The following is a 14,854-nucleotide window of genomic DNA, read 5'->3' as shown; positions in this document are numbered from 1 at the left end:
TGAAATGTCAATTCCATCGCATGACCGGATTGCCGACAGAACGGTAGGGCAAATCCTGGAGGTCAACGTGCCCGCCGCTTCAGGATCTGCCTGATGTGTTTTGCGGCCGACCGGCAGTGGCTGGGCCCGGCGGCTTGGGCCCAGCGCCCGGGAGTCCAATCGTTGCTGGCACCCTGCATCGGTCCGCCATACAAATCAGCATCATCATGCCGGGTGACGAAGGCAACAAGCCGCGCATGATTTGCCGACAGAGGCTCTCTGGCTTCATCCCAGCTCAACCCCGCTTGCGCTTCGCGCAGGGCGGCATTGTAGGCTTTCAACTGGTTCCATTTGTAGCCGGGAGCAGGAAAAGACACTTCCTTGCCTGCCTGCCCATCCTCATACCGGCCGAGGAACAGATCGATCCAATGGGCGCGATGACCGATCACATCCTTGATTGATGTGTCGTCATCGTCCTTGATGGTTGCCTGTTCACCGGACAGGTCCGCAATCAATGCTTCAAGCTTGCGATACTCCTTGAGGTTAGTTGCCGGGAGTTCGTCTCTTGTTGTGGCTGCCATCGGTCATCATCTCATGCAACAGTTGAATGGTTCAGCGTTGAAGACTCATTTCAGTGTCACTCCGAGATTGCCTTGACCGGCATCAATATCTGTCTGTTGACGCCGCCTGACGGCCTGTTTCATCCTGTCACAAGGTCTGCGGCCATGTTACGGGCAGCGCCCGACACCCGGATCGAACTGCCCGCTGCATCGCTGATTTCTGCCTCGATGACGGATTTTGCGCCCATGTCTTCACCCTGAATGATCCGGATGCGGTTCTGGTGCGGCCAGCCGAGATCGCGCAGATAGCCGGAGAAGGCGGCCGCTGCGGCACCGGTTGCCGGATCTTCGAGTACACCGCCCGAAGCAAAGGCGTTGCGGACATCGAAGTCGGTCTGGCCACGGACGTAAACCAGCATGATGGTGACAAGACCGTATTTACGCATCAGCGCGCGGCCGGCATCGAGGTCGTAGCTCATGGCGGCGAGGTCGGCGCGATCTTTCAGCGCCAGCACAAGGTGGTCGGCGCCGGCATGGATTTCGGCCGGCGGCAGCGCCGGGTCGAGCTGCTCTGCGGTGTAGCCAAACAGGGCGAGTGCCTGATCAACCAGTTCTGCCCGAACCGCTGAACTGCGGGTGGGCGGGGACTGGAGTGTTGCGCTGTATCCTGATCCAGTGGCCCGGGCTTCGACGGCGATCTCGGCGTCATTGAGCCTGAGGCTGTAGCGCCCTTTTCCGCTGTGCCCTGCAAGCGCAGCACCCAGCGCAATTGTCGCGTGCCCGCAAAAGGGCACTTCGGATTCAGGCGAGAAATAGCGAACGCGCCACCGGTATGGATCGCCATCCGGCACTGCGAAGGCGGTCTCGGAATAGCCCACCTCGGCTGCGATCCGGCGCATGTCTGCCTCGTTTGGGAAATGGTCGGCGATAACGATGCCGGCGGGATTTCCGCCTTCACCGGCGTCAGAAAATGCGGCAATGCGTTGAACCGTCATGTGATTTTCCTTTCACTTCGAATGTGATCTTCAGAATAGAGCATTCCGGAAACTCTGGCTTCGACTAATGTTAGGTGTATTATGGAATTCACGTAATAATCGAAGTCAGATGGTGGTAGGAGGCTTGAAAATGAATATTGATGAAACAGATCGCCTGATTGTCAGGCTGTTGTGTGAAAATGCCCGCATGCCGGTGAGCGAACTCGCGCGGAAGGTCGGCCTGTCGGGCCCGTCGACCAGCGAGCGGATCCGGCGGCTTGAAAACAACGGGATCATCGCCCGCTTCACCGCGGAGCTCGATCTCGAAGCGCTTGGCTATCCGTTGCAGGCGATCGTCCGGATCAAGCCGCGGCCCGGCAACATGCATATCGTCGAGGACATGATCCTCAACGAGCCGGGATTTCTCGACTGCGACAAGGTGACCGGCGAGGATTGTTTCGTCACGCGGCTGGCGTTGCGCTCGATCGCTGATCTGGATCCTGTTCTCTTGCCGTTTCATGACAGGGCGGAGACCAACACAGCGATCATCAAGTCATCGCCCTTCAGATCGCGCATGCCGGTCTGACAACAAAAACCCGGCCGGGCGGCAAGCCAGGCCGGGTTGGGACTGATCTGCCTTGCTTGTGGCCGTGTCAGCCGGCGTAGGCGGCCAGGATAGCGTCGCCCATTTCAGCGGTCGTGATCTTCTGGCAGCCATCTGACATGATGTCGCCGGTGCGCAGGCCCTTGTCGAGCACGGCAGCAATCGCGGCTTCAAGACGGTCGGCCTCGGCCACCATGTTGAAGGAGTAACGCAGGCACATGGCAAAGGACGCGATCATGGCGATCGGGTTGGCGATACCCTGGCCGGCGATGTCAGGGGCCGAACCGTGCACCGGCTCGTAAAGCGCCTTGCGCTTGCCGGTCTTGGCATCGGGGGCGCCAAGGGAGGCGGAGGGCAGCATGCCGAGCGACCCGGTCAGCATAGCGGCGATGTCCGACAGCATGTCGCCGAACAGATTGTCGGTGACGATGACGTCGAACTGCTTGGGCCAGCGCACCAGCTGCATACCGCCGGCATCGGCCAGCATATGGCTCAGCTTGACGTCGGAGAAGCGGGCCTTGTGGGTGGCGGTCACCACCTCATTCCACAACACGCCCGATTTCATGACGTTGCGCTTTTCCATCGAGCAGACTTCGTTGCGGCGGGTGCGCGCCAGCTCGAAGGCGACGGCAGAGATGCGGTCGATTTCGTAGGTGTCATAGACCTGGGTGTCGATGCCGCGCTTCTGGCCGTTGCCGAGATCGATGATTTCCTTGGGCTCGCCGAAATAGACCCCGCCGGTCAATTCGCGCACGATAAGAATATCGAGGCCTTCGATCACGTCCTGCTTCAGCGATGAGGAGTTGGCCAGTGCCGGATAGCAGATCGCCGGCCGCAGATTGGCGAACAGCTCCATGTCCTTGCGCAGGCGCAGCAGGCCGGCTTCCGGGCGCACCTCATAAGGTACGGCATCCCACTTCGGGCCACCGACCGCGCCGAACAGAACGGCGTCGGCGGCCATTGCCTTGTCCATATCCGCATCCGAAATCGCCTGGCCATGGGCATCATAGGCGCTGCCGCCGACTAGGCCTTCATCGGTGACGAAACCTGCGCTGTCGGCATCATTCATGTGGGCGATGATCTTGCGGACCTCGGCCATGGCCTCCGGTCCGATGCCGTCGCCGGGAAGCAGGAAAAGAGAGCGAGTCGTCATGGATCAGGCCTTTCGAGTGAGACGTTAAACTGTGGTGGGCGAGCAATAAGGCGGGTGGTGGGGATTTTCAACCAATGTTGTTGCGAAGTGTCGGCCGGGCGTGCGCTGATTGCCTGAAGCTGTGTCAGATCCGCTTGACCCCGACCACCGCATTGGTGCCGCCGAAGGCGAAAGCATTGGAGATCGCCACATCGATCTTGCGCTCGCGTGCCTCGTTGGGAGTTACGTCAAGATCGCAGGCGGGATCGGGTGCGGTGTAATTGATGGTGGGCGGAACAACGCCCTCGCGCACCGCATTGATGCAGGCAATCAGTTCAATTGCGCTCGATGCGCCAAGGCAATGACCGTGCATGGATTTGGTCGAGGAGACAGAAACGGCATCGGCGTCGGCGCCAAGGACGTCGCGGATCGCCTGGGTTTCGGTCTTGTCGTTGGCCTGGGTGGCTGTGCCATGGGCGTTGATGTAGCCAATCTGGCTTGCCGACAGAGCTCCATCGGCCAGGCAGTTGCGAATCGCCGTTGCCGGTCCTTCGACCGAGGGATTGACGATGTCGGAAGCATCGGCAGACAGACCGACGCCGGCGATCTCGGCCAGAATATCGGCGCCGCGGGCCTTTGCGTGCTCATAGGATTCAAGCACCACGATTGCCGCACCATCGCCCAGAACAAGTCCGTCGCGATCCGCCGAGAACGGCCGGCAGGCGGAGCGGGCGAGGACCCTGAGCGATTCCCAGGCCTTGAGCGGACCGTAGACCAGTGCGAGTTCGGCACCGCCCGCAAGCATCACATCGGCGCGGCCAAGCCGGATCTGATCGACAGCGGATGCAAATGCATGGTTGCCGGATGCGCAGGCTGATGACACCCCATAGACCGAGCCCTTGAGGCCGAGCGAAATCGAGACATGGCTGGCCGGTCCGCTGGGCATGACCTTGGGAACGGTGAACAGCTGGGTGCGTTTCTTCTTTTCGAGAAAAATGTCGATGTAGCTCTCGTCGAGAGCATCTGTGCCGAAAGTCCCGACGCCCACGATGCTGCCTGTGCGCTTGGGATCGGTTGTCTCCATCGACAGCCCGGATTGGGCAAACGCCTCGCGCGCCGCAATCACCGCAAGCCGGCTGATCCAGCTCATGGTCATGCCCTGACGCTTTTCGATTCCGTCGTCTTCCGGGTAGTCGATGATGTTGAAGCCGATATTGGTCTTGAGATCGCGCTTTTCGATCGTCAGCGGCCGGCAGCCATCGCGGCCCTGTTTCATGCCGGTCCAGATGTCGGTCGCGTTTCCACCCAGCGCGCAGATGCCGCCAATGCCGGTGATGACGACGCGCCGGTGATCCATGATCAGTGCTGCGCCGCGATGATTTTCTTGACCATGTCGATCAGATCGCCAACGGTCTTGAGTGTTTCCCAGGCTTCCGCGGTGTTCAGATCGATCTCGATATCGTGCTCATCCTCGATCTCCATGACGATCTCGGTCAGGGCGAGGGAATCGATTTCGAGCTCCGAAAGCTCCGTTTCACGGCTGATCTCGCCAGGCTCAACTTCGCCTGCGGTGGCGATCAAGGCGATCGTTGAGGTTTCGACAGTGTCCGACATCAGTGTTTCCTCCCGCGTGCGCCTCAACGCATTTTCTTGTTGTTTGCGTGTTGAGGCTGGCTGACAGCCTAGAGCCAGGGCCGGTTTTGCCCGGCCTTGGTTTCGTAGCTGTCGATGGCGCTGGCCTTCTCGAGGGTCAGACCGATGTCATCGAGGCCATTGAGGAGACAGTGCTTCTTGAACGCGTCGACATCAAACCCGATCACACCGCCATCGGGTCCGTGGATTTCCTGCGCCTCGAGATCGATCGACACGGTGGCATTGGCGCCGCGCCGCGCATCGTCCATCAGCTTGTCGAGGTTTTCCTGGCTGACGACAATCGGCAGAATGCCGTTCTTGAAGCAGTTGTTGTAGAAGATATCGGCAAAGCTGGTCGAGATCACGCAGCGGATGCCGAAATCGAGCAGCGCCCAGGGTGCATGCTCACGTGACGAGCCGCAGCCAAAATTGTCGCCCGCAACCAGGATTGAGGCATTGCGCCATGCCGGCTTGTTGAGCACGAATTCCGGGTTCTCGGTGCCATCCTCATTGTAGCGCGCTTCCGCAAACAGGCCCTTGCCCAGGCCGGTGCGCTTGATGGTCTTGAGATAATCCTTGGGGATTATCATGTCGGTGTCGATGTTGACGACCGGGAGCGGAGCGGCAACGCCGGTGAGGCGGTCAAATTTCTGCATGGCTTGAAGGTCCTGTCTGTCTCTGCCGGAGCATTTAACAAACAAAGTGCCGAAAAAGAAGAGCCCCGGCGTTACTTCCCGCCAATAACAGAATCATCAAAGCATTGTTGATCGGGTTTTACGGACGAAAACACCGAACAGACTGCGAACGGAGAGGATGGCTGTCAGTCGCATGCCCCAATGGACCAGGGCATGCCCTTATGACAGAAGAGATTGACTTACATGTCGATAATGGTGCCGCGACCGTCGTTCCAGACCCGGTAGTCCCTGGTATGGGACTTGTGCCCGCCCGGTGCAGCGCGTTGCGTTGCGGCGCGCCATCCAGGTGCGCTCGGCCCAAGCCGCCCGGTCAAGCGTCCAACCAGCATGGCGCCGGCGGCAGCGATGCCGATCACAAAGGCCAGAGCAAGGCCTGCAAAGGCTGCAATGATCAGGCCAAGGCCTGCAAAGACTGCGACGAGCTTTCTCATGACGATCGTTCCCTTGTTCATGATGATGATGTGGGGATTGGAAATTGCCTGTTCAATAGCCTGCAGACGCAGTCCGCCTTCTTGTGGCCCTTGCAAGGTGATGCTGGCGGGGCAATAAAGCGGTTTCGGCAAACAGCGAGGCGGGATTTCCATCGTGAATATGCGCAGCAATATATTTCGGGACCGCCAACCCGATTCCCGGACGAACCGCATGTGCTATTCAACGGATACACAGACCGTTTTCGAGACAGCATGACCCAGACATCACCCTCAAGACCCGCCCGCCCGCGCCGTTCGGCTCTCTACCTGCCGGCAGGCAATTCTCGTGCATTGGCAAAGCTGCCGGCTCTGGGATGCGACAGCGTGATCCTGGATCTCGAGGATTCGGTCGCCCCCGGCGCCAAACATGACGCGCGGGAGGCGGTGCGCGCCTTCTTCAAGGATGGGCGCGCGGCGGAATTGCCGGAGGGTATGGAAAAGATCATACGCATCAATACGCTGTCATCACCCTGGGGCGGTGAGGACCTGCTGGCTGCGCGCGGCTGCCGTCCCGATGCGATCCTGATTCCGAAAGTCGAGTCACCGGAGGACATCGTCGCGGTTGAGGATGCGCTGGAGCAGACGGATGCGCCTGCAAGCCTGCGTCTCTGGGCGATGATCGAGACCCCGCTCGGAGTGATGAATGCCGGCCGGATCGCGCAGGCGGCGCGGACCGATGGCGCGCGGCTCGATTGTTTCGTGGTTGGCGGCAATGATCTGATCAAGGAAACCGGGGTTGCAGACCTTCCGGGCCGGCCCTGGCTTGGCACATGGCTGATGCAGATCGTGCTCGCCGCGCGTGCCTACGGGCTCGATGTGCTGGATGGCGTCTACAATGATTTCAAGGATCTCGACGGATTGGCGGCGGAAGCCCGCGATGGCCAGGCCATGGGGTTTGACGGCAAGACGCTGATCCATCCCGGTCAGATCGGGGTGGTCAACGCGATTTTTGGTGTCGATGCCAAGCGGCGCGCTGAAGCCAAGGCCATCATCGATGCCTATGCAGAGGCCGGCAATCGCGATCGCGGTGTCATCAGCCTTGACGGGCGGATGGTCGAACGGCTGCATCTGGAGATCGCCGAACGGGTGATGGAAAAGGCCCGGCGCATTGATCTCAGGGACCAGGGAGAGGGGAACACATGAAACTCTATCGATTGCTGACCGGACCCGATGATTCGGCCTTTTGCCACAAGGTCAGTCTCGCACTGTCGAAAGGCTGGGAGCTGCACGGCTCGCCGGCCTATGCCTTCAATGCGGAAACCGGGCTGATGCAATGTGGCCAGGCTGTTACCAAAGAGGTTGAGGGCAAGGACTACAGTCCTGACATGGAACTCGGGGAACAGTGACCTTGACCGCTTTGCTAAGACGGACGGCGCCGGCTGAACTGGTCACCCTGCGCCATGCCCTGCACCGCCGGCCCGAGCTTTCAGGCCAGGAAAGCGAAACCGCTGCTCATATTGTCGCTGAACTGAAGCGCCACCAACCCGACGAGATCCTCACGGAACTTGGAAGCCATGGGGTTGCTGCGATCTATGACAGTGGAGCCGATGGCCCGGCGGTTCTTTTCCGCTGTGAACTTGATGGTTTGCCGATTACCGAGATTTCGAGCTTCGGTTGGCGTTCGGAAATCGAGGGCAAGGGGCACCTGTGCGGCCATGACGGGCATATGGCGATCCTGTGCGGGCTTGCGATGCAGCTTGCCGAAAACCGTCCAACGCGCGGCAAAGTGATCTTGCTGTTCCAGCCCGCGGAAGAAACCGGGGCCGGGGCAGCCGATGTGATTGCCGATCCGCGTTTTAAGAGGATCAAGCCGGATTTCGCCTTTGCGCTTCACAATCTGCCCGGTCTGCCGCTGGGTGCGGTGGGCGTGCGGCCCGGCCCGTTCACCTTTGCATCCGAGGGACTGGCGGTCCGGCTTTCGGGCCGTACCGCGCATGCGGCGCAGCCCGAGGCGGGGCTGAGCCCGGCTGCGGTGATGGGCCGGCTGATGGATGCGCTGCCGGCACTCCCCGAAACGCTCGGCCACATTCCGGGGCATTCGCTGGTCACGCTTTCGCATGCGCGGCTTGGCGAGGCTGCCTTCGGGATCGCTCCCGGCGAAGCCGATATCTGGGTCACCATCCGGGCTATCGATGACGAAATGCAGGCCCAGCTGATGGATGAAGCGGAAAAGCTTGTCCATCGCCTGGCGGATGCCGGTGGGTTGGGTGTTTCCCTTGACCGCCATGAGGGTTTCGCTGCCGGCCACAATCATGAGGATGCTGTCGCCAGCATTGAAGCCGCTGCATTGGCGCTTGGGGCGGGGCGTGTCGAGGTTGGCGATCCGTACCGCTGGTCGGAAGATTTCGGCCGGTTTGGCAGCGTGGCGAAAGCGGCGCTTTTCGTGCTTGGCTCGGGTGAGGACCATCCAAGGCTGCACAATCCCGATTTTGATTTTCCTGACGAGTTGATCGGTCCCGGAGTGGCGATATTCGAGCATATTGCCCGTGACCTGTGCGGCGAGCAGACAGCGGACTGAAGCGAGGGCTTCTTATTCCGCCGCGGCCTCGATGCGCTCGATGTCGTCGTCAGACATGCTGAAATGGTGACCGATCTCGTGAATCAGCACATGGGTGATGATGTCGCCCAGGGTTTCGTCGTTCTCGGCCCAATAGTCGATGATCGGACGCCGGTAGAGCATGATCCGGTTGGGCAGCTCGCCGGTTTCGATGGTGAAGCGCTCCGAAAGGCCGCGTCCCTCAAACAGGCCGAGCAGATCGAACGGTGTTTCCAGCCCCATATCCTCGAAGATCTCGTCATCGGGGAAATCTTCCACCACGATCGAAAGTTCGCCGGTGAGCGCGCGAAAGTGGTCGGGCAGACGTGCATAGGAATCGATGGCAATCGATTCGAAAACGCTCAGGCTCGGCGCATGCCGTCCCTGCCAATCTCCGGTCTGATCGCTGCGCGCCATGGAATGTCCTGTTACTTCGGGTGGGCCGCAAAGAGCCCTCTGGAGCTTCATATAGGCAAATGATGACACGCTTTCGAGTGGGCGGCGGCCAAATGCCTTGCAATCGCGCGGGTTCAGCCCCGCGGCATGTAACGGTTGGACAGGCTTCGAATGACCTCGATCAGCACCGCGGTGAAAATTCCAAAGGCCAAAAGCCCGTTGACTGCGACGAAGCCTGAGAGAATTCGCCAGCCCTTGTCCACCACCACATCGCCGTAACCGACCGTGGTGAAGGACACCATGGAAAAATAGACTGCCTCTTCAAGCGTCGCAAACACGCCGAGAACACGGAATAGCCCGGCCCAAAGCCAGACGCAGACGGTGTTGGTCCCAAGAACCAGCGCCACCGTGACCGCGAGCATCAGGAAAAATTGCCACAATGCCGGCCGGTGATCGGCATAATTGTCTTCCGCATTGCGCACCAGACGCAGCGCGATCAGAACAAACCCGATCATGACTGTCATTGAGGTAATGATGGTCACGGTGCCGATGGCGAGTTCAACAATCATGATGCGCCGCCGGATATGAGGGACATAACTGCAAGTCTCTGCTCCTTCCGTGGACCTGATCGGGCCGACCGCGTTTGATCGCCGGGAATTGGCTCTTGGCTGCGAACAGCGTCTGAAATCCGGGCGGGCCGCGCGTTGATGTCGATCAAACCGATCGCTGCCGCACAAGGCGGTCAGACCGGCTCAAGACTGTGTTTCCGGAAAAACTGGAGCGGGCGAGGCGATTCGAACGCCCGACCCCAACCTTGGCAAGGTTGTGCTCTACCCCTGAGCTACGCCCGCTCATCATCTGATCCGTGGGTATCCGGACCGGAGTTCCGTTCCCCAAAGGGCTCGGACCGGCGCTATATGGCGCAAGCTGAAATGAATTGCAACAGGGAAATTTCAGCCCCGTGCATGTGATGTCACAAGAGTGCTGCAAAGCGGCGGGCCGCGGGCTGATTTGGCGCCAGACAAAGGCCGCGCAGACGTCCGCGGTCGGGAACCCAGCGCCCGCCCGGCCATTGCGAAGCATGGCCGGGTTGCCTATCAAGGGATCAAGCGGGAAGGCGCGGTTTTGCCAATCAATGCGAAACCCACCATTTTCGCATTTGAAATCTCCAAGACTGCCCTTTGAATTGCCGGTGAGCCTCTGCCCATGACATCGATACCCAAGACACGCAAAGACCTTTTTGACCGCCTTGATGCGCTCAACATCACCCACAGCACCATGGAGCATCCGCCGGTGTTCACGGTTGCCGAGTCCCAAGGGCTGCGCGATCAGATCCCTGGCGGTCACACCAAGAACCTGTTCCTCAAGGACAAGAAGGGACGGTATTTCCTGGTCACCCTGGAAGAAAATGCCGAGGTCAATCTCAGGACCATTCACACCCTGATCGGGGCCAGTGGGCGGGTGTCTTTTGGTAAACATGAAGCCCTGATGGAGAAACTCGGCGTGGCGCCGGGCTCGGTGACCATCTTTTCGGCCATCAATGATCCCGGCCATGATGTGACAATCGTCATTGACGCGCCGCTGATGGAGTATGACATCATCAATGCGCATCCGCTGATCAATGAGGCAACCACTTCAATCGCGCGGGAGGATCTGAAGCGTTTTCTCGCCGATACAGGCCATGAACCGATGATCTTGAAAGTGTCGACCTGAAACACGACGTTTAAACCAGTGAAATCCTATTCAATGCACGGAAGCAGACCATGAGCGATTTTGAAAATCCCTATGCACCGGCATCTGGCGCCCAGATGAGCGGGAATGTGACGTTTGGCGACAAGCCGCAGACGGCACCTGCCGTGTCAGGGCAACCGGGTCAGGCCGGTGGCGATCTTATCAAAGATACCACAACAGCCGATTTTACCGCAGACGTGATCCAGGCCTCGCAGGATGTCACGGTGCTGGTTGATTTCTGGGCGCCGTGGTGCGGTCCTTGCAAGCAGTTGACCCCGGTTATCGAAAAGGCTGTGCAAGAGTCCGGAGGCCGGGTCAAGCTGGTCAAGCTCAACATTGATGATCATCCGGCCATTCCGGGTCAGATGGGCATTCAGTCGATCCCTGCCGTGGTCGCCTTCTCCGGTGGCAAGCCGGTCGACGGGTTCATGGGCGCTCTGCCGGACAGCCAGATCCGCGAATTTATTGAAAAGGTCGCCGGGCCTCCGGGCGTTTCCCCGGCCGAAGCCCAGATAGAAGCTGTTCTGGAGCAATCGCGGGCGGCTATGGCGGATGGCAACATGGAGCAGGCGGCCCAGGGCTTTGCCGCCATCTTGCAGATGCAGTCAGGTCATGCCGGCGCCGCGGCCGGCCTTGCGGCCTGCATGATGGAAATGGGCGATCTGGATCGCGCCGAACAGATGCTGGCGGTGATTGATGCGGAGGGGCGCAAGGATCCGGAGGTCGCTTCGGTGATCAAACGGCTGGAAATGGCGCGCGAAGTGGCTCAGCTGGGCGACCCGGTTGAACTCGAGGCGCGTCTTGCGAAAAACCCGGATGATCATGAGGCGCGGCTGCAATTTGCCAAAATCCTCAACGCCAAGGGTCATCGCGACGCTGCCGCGGAGGAGCTGTTCACGATCATGCGCAAGGACCGTAAGTGGGAAGACGAGGCGGCGCGCAAGGCCCTGCTCGAATTCTTCGAAGCCTGGGGCCCGGTTGATCCGGCGACGCTGTCGGCGAGGCGGCAACTCTCATCGTTGCTGTTCTCGTGATACCGGGAATCACCTGGAGGCCCTTGAGAAACTTGCGTCTCGCTCCACATTTGCAGTGGTAGAACAAGCAAGGCGGACAGGCATGCAGGTTGGCAACAAATCCTATCGGACCGTAGCGGATGTTCCGGAGCAGGTACCGGTGTTCCCGCTTTCTGGTGCCTTGCTGCTGCCCGGGGCGCAATTGCCGCTCAATATTTTCGAACCGCGGTACCTGGCGATGTTCGATGATGCGCTGGTTTCCGACCGGGTGATCGGCATCATCCAGCCTGCGCTCGAGAATGGCGGCAACAGCCCGGGGCCGGTCAAGGATCTGTGTTCAGTCGGGTGTCTGGGGCGGATCACATCGCTTGGCGAAACCGGAGATGGCCGGTACGTAATCACGCTGGGCGGCATCTGCCGGTTCCGTGTGCTTGAGGAGTTGAGCCAGGACGGCAGGCCCTACCGCGTCTGTGCGATCGCCCCGTTTGGGTCTGATCTCGACGCCGCCGATGATGGCGCAGATGTGGATCGAAAGGCGCTGCTCGACAGTTTCCGGGCCTATCTCGACGCCAACAATCTGGAAGCAGACTGGAGTTCGGTCGAACGTGCCAGCACAGTTTCGCTGGTCAATTCGCTGTCGATGATGTCACCCTATGGACCGGCGGAGAAACAAGCGCTTCTGGAAGCCGGAGACACCAAGACCCGCGCCGAAACGCTGGTCGCAATCACCGAGATTGCACTGGCGCGCGATGGCGATGATTATGACCGGGTCCTGCAATAGGAATATGATACTGGAATGAGCAAGAAGAGCGAACCGGCACGGGCTGTGCGATCCGTTGGATCTGTGGACGTCAAGATGCTCGAGCTTCTGGTTTGCCCACTCACCTACGGTCCTCTGAAATATGATTCCGAGCAGAACGAATTGATTTCCGAACGTGCGCGGCTCGCCTATCCGGTGCGAGATGGAATCCCGATCATGCTGGTCTCAGAGGCCCGCCAGCTTCCCGACGAAGACTGATAGCTGTTGGTTAAAAAGGGCGTTAAAGGCCCGATGGGGATGTTCTGTGCGGATGGCGGGATTGACCAAGTTCTGTTCTAGGCGCGTGCCTGCGCGTCCATTATAAGTCATCTGACCAAATCAGTTAGGCTGGAACCATGTCAAAAAAAGGCGACCAGAGACGTGATGCGATTGTCGCGGCAGCGGCCCGGATGTTCTGGGCAAACGGCTTTGCCGCGACCAGTATCGCCGGGATTGCCGGCGAGGCGGGCGTGCCGCAGGGCAACATGTTCTATTACTACCGCACCAAGGCGGATCTGGCGCTGGCTGTCGCCGATGTTTTCGTGGAAGAAACCCAATCGCTGATCACGGAAGCCGAAGCGGCGGCGGTGGAGCCGCGTCAGCGCATCCGGTTTTTGCTCAACAGGCTCGGCCAGTCAAACCGGAGCCGGGTCGAGAATGGATGCCCGATCAGTGCGGCGGTGCGTGATTTCCGCCGCGCTGCGCCTGAAGCCTCAACGCGGGCAGGCCAGAGTTTCGAGCTGATTGTGAGTTTCATTGCGCGCGAATTGCAGAAAACCGGTCCGCGCCCATCGATTGCGCTCGCCCGGGCGCGCTCCATGGTGGTTGAATGGCAGGGCGGGATTGCACTGGCGCATGCGTTTGACGACATGACCGTTCTGGTGGAAAGCCTGCGCCGTGCCGAGCAGAGCCTGCAGATCGGGCCCTAGAGCGCCGTGCGTCCAATTGGACGCACAAAGGTCGCTCTAACACATTGATTTAATGCATGTACGTTATCACTCAATTGAATACAATCGAGCGCGACATGCATTAGGGTCCAGACCCTTGGCCCCAAAAGCGGGCGTGCCCCGTAGCCAGGATCTGCCTCAAGGAGGGTGTCAGATGGCTTCGCCGCGCAACAGCCGCGGACCCGAGGCATCGGGAATGCCTGCGGCCTGATCGATGAAATAGCGTTTCATGGCAGGCATCCGGTCAACCAGGCTTAATCCGAAATCACGAACCATCCGAAGCGGCGTGATGTCATTGGAGAACATGCGGGTCAAAAGATCGCTGGTCACACCCATGCGCACCGTGTCGAACCGTCTCCAGGTCTGGTAGCGCTCCAGAACCGCCATCGACCCGATGTCCAGGCCGAGACGGTTGGCCTCGACCACGGTTTCGGCCAGGGCCGCGACATCGCGGAAACCGAGATTGAGCCCCTGGCCGGCAATCGGATGGATGCCATGGGCCGCATCGCCGGCAAGCGCCAGGCGTGGTTTGACGAAATCGCGTGCCAGTGTCAGGCCCAGCGGAAATGCGCGGCGGCCTCCCTCGATCCGGAGCTCGCCCAGATGGTGACCGAAACGGCGCTCGAGTTCAGCCTCGAACACGAAATCATCCTGGTTGATCAGCCGCTCCGCGTCGGCGGTGCGTTCGGTCCAGACCAGTGACGAGCGGTTGCCGGTCAAAGGCAGGATGGCAAAGGGGCCGGACGGCATGAAATGCTCTTCGGCGCGGCCATTGTGCGGACGCTCATGGGCAACGGTGGTGACAATGCCGGACTGGCCATAGTCCCAATGCTGGGTCTTGATCCCGGCCATGTCGCGCAGGCGGGATCTGACACCGTCGGCGGCGACGACCAGCCTTGCGGTGAGCGTGCGGCCATCGGCAGTCTCGATGCGGGCCTCCTGCTCATCGACCTCCAGCCCGGAGGCTGCAGTGGACTGGTGGATCGGCACGCCGATTTCCTCGGCCTTGCGTCGCAGCGCTCCGACCATGGCGACGTTGGGCATCATGTGGGCGAAGGGCTCGCCAGCCTCGATGGCGCCGCCAAATGTCAGAAACACCGGCCGGATCGGGTCCGAGCTGCGCGAATCTGTGACAACCATGTCATTGATCGGCTGGGCTTCGGCGGCGATTTCGTCCCAGACGCCCAATTGCGACAATAGCCGCCTGGCGCCGGCGGCGACCGCCGAGGCGCGCTGGTCCTTGCGCCAGACGTCCTCAGGGGCTGCATCGATGACGGCAATGTCGAGTGATGGTGCGGCCAGCTTCAGGGCCACTGCAGCCGACAGGCCGACATAGCCCCCGCCACATACCAGTATGTCCATCGTCGTCTTGGTCATTGCACCCGT

General features: G+C 60.2%; 19 protein-coding genes and 1 tRNA gene. 9 read left to right on the top strand and 11 right to left on the bottom strand.

Annotated features, from left to right (window positions below; genetic code table 11):
* Window positions 1-62 precede the first annotated feature (62 nt).
* Window positions 63-560: a ClbS/DfsB family four-helix bundle protein gene (locus HPDFL43_RS21025; protein WP_007199449.1), complete on the bottom strand. Its 498-nt coding sequence runs from the start codon at window positions 558-560 to the stop codon at window positions 63-65.
* Window positions 561-679: 119 nt separating this feature from the next.
* Window positions 680-1,534 carry a PhzF family phenazine biosynthesis protein gene (locus HPDFL43_RS21020; protein ID WP_007199448.1) on the bottom strand — a complete coding sequence of 285 codons (855 nt, stop codon included), beginning with the start codon at window positions 1,532-1,534 and terminating at the stop codon, window positions 680-682.
* Between the two features lie 130 nt (window positions 1,535-1,664).
* On the opposite strand from HPDFL43_RS21020, the gene HPDFL43_RS21015 reads away from it, so the two are divergent.
* The gene (locus tag HPDFL43_RS21015; protein ID WP_007199447.1) at window positions 1,665-2,099 is read left to right on the top strand and encodes an Lrp/AsnC family transcriptional regulator; all 435 of its coding nucleotides are present in this window, start codon (window positions 1,665-1,667) and stop codon (window positions 2,097-2,099) included.
* A 67-nt stretch (window positions 2,100-2,166) separates the two neighbouring features.
* On the opposite strand, the gene leuB is transcribed toward HPDFL43_RS21015, so the two are convergent.
* The 5 genes from leuB to HPDFL43_RS22085 form a co-directional block, all read right to left on the bottom strand.
* The gene (leuB, locus tag HPDFL43_RS21010) at window positions 2,167-3,270 is read right to left on the bottom strand and encodes a 3-isopropylmalate dehydrogenase (protein ID WP_007199446.1); all 1,104 of its coding nucleotides are present in this window, start codon (window positions 3,268-3,270) and stop codon (window positions 2,167-2,169) included.
* A gap of 124 nt (window positions 3,271-3,394) precedes the next feature.
* Window positions 3,395-4,606: a beta-ketoacyl-[acyl-carrier-protein] synthase family protein gene (locus HPDFL43_RS21005; RefSeq protein WP_007199445.1), complete on the bottom strand. Its 1,212-nt coding sequence runs from the start codon at window positions 4,604-4,606 to the stop codon at window positions 3,395-3,397.
* Between the two features lie 2 nt (window positions 4,607-4,608).
* Window positions 4,609-4,863: an acyl carrier protein gene (locus tag HPDFL43_RS21000; RefSeq protein ID WP_007199444.1), complete on the bottom strand. Its 255-nt coding sequence runs from the start codon at window positions 4,861-4,863 to the stop codon at window positions 4,609-4,611.
* A 68-nt stretch (window positions 4,864-4,931) separates the two neighbouring features.
* Window positions 4,932-5,537: a 3-isopropylmalate dehydratase small subunit gene (leuD, locus tag HPDFL43_RS20995; protein ID WP_007199443.1), complete on the bottom strand. Its 606-nt coding sequence runs from the start codon at window positions 5,535-5,537 to the stop codon at window positions 4,932-4,934.
* A gap of 218 nt (window positions 5,538-5,755) precedes the next feature.
* On the bottom strand, window positions 5,756-6,007 hold the full coding sequence (locus HPDFL43_RS22085) for a hypothetical protein (protein ID WP_156970358.1): 252 nt from the start codon (window positions 6,005-6,007) through the stop codon (window positions 5,756-5,758).
* Between the two features lie 252 nt (window positions 6,008-6,259).
* On the opposite strand from HPDFL43_RS22085, the gene HPDFL43_RS20985 reads away from it, so the two are divergent.
* The 3 genes from HPDFL43_RS20985 to HPDFL43_RS20975 are packed head-to-tail and all read left to right on the top strand — an operon-like array spanning window position 6,260 to window position 8,564.
* Window positions 6,260-7,189: an HpcH/HpaI aldolase/citrate lyase family protein gene (locus tag HPDFL43_RS20985; RefSeq protein WP_007199441.1), complete on the top strand. Its 930-nt coding sequence runs from the start codon at window positions 6,260-6,262 to the stop codon at window positions 7,187-7,189.
* Window positions 7,186-7,392 (top strand): DUF1737 domain-containing protein, encoded by a 207-nt coding sequence (locus tag HPDFL43_RS20980; RefSeq protein WP_007199440.1) that lies wholly within the window; start codon window positions 7,186-7,188, stop codon window positions 7,390-7,392. The genes HPDFL43_RS20985 and HPDFL43_RS20980 overlap by 4 nt, the downstream gene beginning before the upstream one ends.
* Window positions 7,389-8,564, top strand: coding sequence for an amidohydrolase (locus tag HPDFL43_RS20975; RefSeq protein WP_007199439.1), 1,176 nt, complete (start codon window positions 7,389-7,391; stop codon window positions 8,562-8,564). Before HPDFL43_RS20980 ends, HPDFL43_RS20975 begins: the two co-directional genes overlap by 4 nt.
* A 12-nt stretch (window positions 8,565-8,576) precedes the next feature.
* Here the strand turns inward: HPDFL43_RS20975 and HPDFL43_RS20970 are convergent, their stop codons facing one another.
* From HPDFL43_RS20970 to HPDFL43_RS20960, 3 genes are all read right to left on the bottom strand, one after another.
* The gene (locus HPDFL43_RS20970; protein ID WP_007199438.1) at window positions 8,577-8,999 is read right to left on the bottom strand and encodes a metallopeptidase family protein; all 423 of its coding nucleotides are present in this window, start codon (window positions 8,997-8,999) and stop codon (window positions 8,577-8,579) included.
* 113 nt (window positions 9,000-9,112) lie between these two features.
* Window positions 9,113-9,547: a potassium channel family protein gene (locus HPDFL43_RS20965; RefSeq protein WP_007199437.1), complete on the bottom strand. Its 435-nt coding sequence runs from the start codon at window positions 9,545-9,547 to the stop codon at window positions 9,113-9,115.
* A 207-nt stretch (window positions 9,548-9,754) separates the two neighbouring features.
* Window positions 9,755-9,829: transfer RNA gene (locus tag HPDFL43_RS20960), tRNA-Gly, on the bottom strand.
* Between the two features lie 355 nt (window positions 9,830-10,184).
* On the opposite strand from HPDFL43_RS20960, the gene HPDFL43_RS20950 reads away from it, so the two are divergent.
* From HPDFL43_RS20950 to HPDFL43_RS20930, 5 genes are all read left to right on the top strand, one after another.
* A complete protein-coding gene (locus HPDFL43_RS20950; protein ID WP_007199435.1) occupies window positions 10,185-10,691 on the top strand; it encodes a prolyl-tRNA synthetase associated domain-containing protein in 507 nt (168 codons plus the stop codon).
* A 50-nt stretch (window positions 10,692-10,741) separates the two neighbouring features.
* The gene (gene trxA, locus HPDFL43_RS20945) at window positions 10,742-11,743 is read left to right on the top strand and encodes a thioredoxin (RefSeq protein ID WP_007199434.1); all 1,002 of its coding nucleotides are present in this window, start codon (window positions 10,742-10,744) and stop codon (window positions 11,741-11,743) included.
* Between the two features lie 82 nt (window positions 11,744-11,825).
* Window positions 11,826-12,503 (top strand): LON peptidase substrate-binding domain-containing protein, encoded by a 678-nt coding sequence (locus tag HPDFL43_RS20940; protein WP_007199433.1) that lies wholly within the window; start codon window positions 11,826-11,828, stop codon window positions 12,501-12,503.
* A 15-nt stretch (window positions 12,504-12,518) separates the two neighbouring features.
* Window positions 12,519-12,740 carry a Trm112 family protein gene (locus HPDFL43_RS20935; protein WP_040449419.1) on the top strand — a complete coding sequence of 74 codons (222 nt, stop codon included), beginning with the start codon at window positions 12,519-12,521 and terminating at the stop codon, window positions 12,738-12,740.
* Between the two features lie 137 nt (window positions 12,741-12,877).
* The gene (locus HPDFL43_RS20930; protein ID WP_007199431.1) at window positions 12,878-13,450 is read left to right on the top strand and encodes a TetR/AcrR family transcriptional regulator; all 573 of its coding nucleotides are present in this window, start codon (window positions 12,878-12,880) and stop codon (window positions 13,448-13,450) included.
* Window positions 13,451-13,618: 168 nt separating this feature from the next.
* Here the strand turns inward: HPDFL43_RS20930 and HPDFL43_RS20925 are convergent, their stop codons facing one another.
* Window positions 13,619-14,845, bottom strand: a complete 1,227-nt coding sequence (locus HPDFL43_RS20925; protein ID WP_007199430.1) for a ubiquinone biosynthesis hydroxylase — start codon at window positions 14,843-14,845, stop codon at window positions 13,619-13,621.
* Window positions 14,846-14,854: the final 9 nt, after the last annotated feature.

Source organism: Hoeflea phototrophica DFL-43, from assembly GCF_000154705.2.
Taxonomy (GTDB): domain Bacteria; phylum Pseudomonadota; class Alphaproteobacteria; order Rhizobiales; family Rhizobiaceae; genus Hoeflea; species Hoeflea phototrophica.
The sequence above is the reverse complement of the archived record's forward strand: the minus strand, read 5'-3'. Positions and strand labels throughout refer to the sequence as shown.

What these genes read in the sequence shown, in the direction of transcription:
- HPDFL43_RS20980 (WP_007199440.1), top strand. Translation starts at nt 7,186, where the DNA reads ATGAAACTCTATCGATTGCTGACCGGACCCGATGATTCGGCCTTTTGC.
- HPDFL43_RS20935 (WP_040449419.1), top strand. Translation starts at nt 12,519, where the DNA reads ATGAGCAAGAAGAGCGAACCGGCACGGGCTGTGCGATCCGTTGGATCT.
- HPDFL43_RS20965 (WP_007199437.1), bottom strand. Translation starts at nt 9,547, where the DNA reads ATGATTGTTGAACTCGCCATCGGCACCGTGACCATCATTACCTCAATG.
- HPDFL43_RS21000 (WP_007199444.1), bottom strand. Translation starts at nt 4,863, where the DNA reads ATGTCGGACACTGTCGAAACCTCAACGATCGCCTTGATCGCCACCGCA.
- HPDFL43_RS20950 (WP_007199435.1), top strand. Translation starts at nt 10,185, where the DNA reads ATGACATCGATACCCAAGACACGCAAAGACCTTTTTGACCGCCTTGAT.
- HPDFL43_RS21020 (WP_007199448.1), bottom strand. Translation starts at nt 1,534, where the DNA reads ATGACGGTTCAACGCATTGCCGCATTTTCTGACGCCGGTGAAGGCGGA.
- HPDFL43_RS21015 (WP_007199447.1), top strand. Translation starts at nt 1,665, where the DNA reads ATGAATATTGATGAAACAGATCGCCTGATTGTCAGGCTGTTGTGTGAA.
- HPDFL43_RS22085 (WP_156970358.1), bottom strand. Translation starts at nt 6,007, where the DNA reads ATGAGAAAGCTCGTCGCAGTCTTTGCAGGCCTTGGCCTGATCATTGCA.
- HPDFL43_RS21025 (WP_007199449.1), bottom strand. Translation starts at nt 560, where the DNA reads ATGGCAGCCACAACAAGAGACGAACTCCCGGCAACTAACCTCAAGGAG.
- HPDFL43_RS20970 (WP_007199438.1), bottom strand. Translation starts at nt 8,999, where the DNA reads ATGGCGCGCAGCGATCAGACCGGAGATTGGCAGGGACGGCATGCGCCG.
- leuB (WP_007199446.1), bottom strand. Translation starts at nt 3,270, where the DNA reads ATGACGACTCGCTCTCTTTTCCTGCTTCCCGGCGACGGCATCGGACCG.
- trxA (WP_007199434.1), top strand. Translation starts at nt 10,742, where the DNA reads ATGAGCGATTTTGAAAATCCCTATGCACCGGCATCTGGCGCCCAGATG.
- HPDFL43_RS21005 (WP_007199445.1), bottom strand. Translation starts at nt 4,606, where the DNA reads ATGGATCACCGGCGCGTCGTCATCACCGGCATTGGCGGCATCTGCGCG.
- HPDFL43_RS20925 (WP_007199430.1), bottom strand. Translation starts at nt 14,845, where the DNA reads ATGACCAAGACGACGATGGACATACTGGTATGTGGCGGGGGCTATGTC.
- HPDFL43_RS20940 (WP_007199433.1), top strand. Translation starts at nt 11,826, where the DNA reads ATGCAGGTTGGCAACAAATCCTATCGGACCGTAGCGGATGTTCCGGAG.
- HPDFL43_RS20985 (WP_007199441.1), top strand. Translation starts at nt 6,260, where the DNA reads ATGACCCAGACATCACCCTCAAGACCCGCCCGCCCGCGCCGTTCGGCT.
- HPDFL43_RS20930 (WP_007199431.1), top strand. Translation starts at nt 12,878, where the DNA reads ATGTCAAAAAAAGGCGACCAGAGACGTGATGCGATTGTCGCGGCAGCG.
- leuD (WP_007199443.1), bottom strand. Translation starts at nt 5,537, where the DNA reads ATGCAGAAATTTGACCGCCTCACCGGCGTTGCCGCTCCGCTCCCGGTC.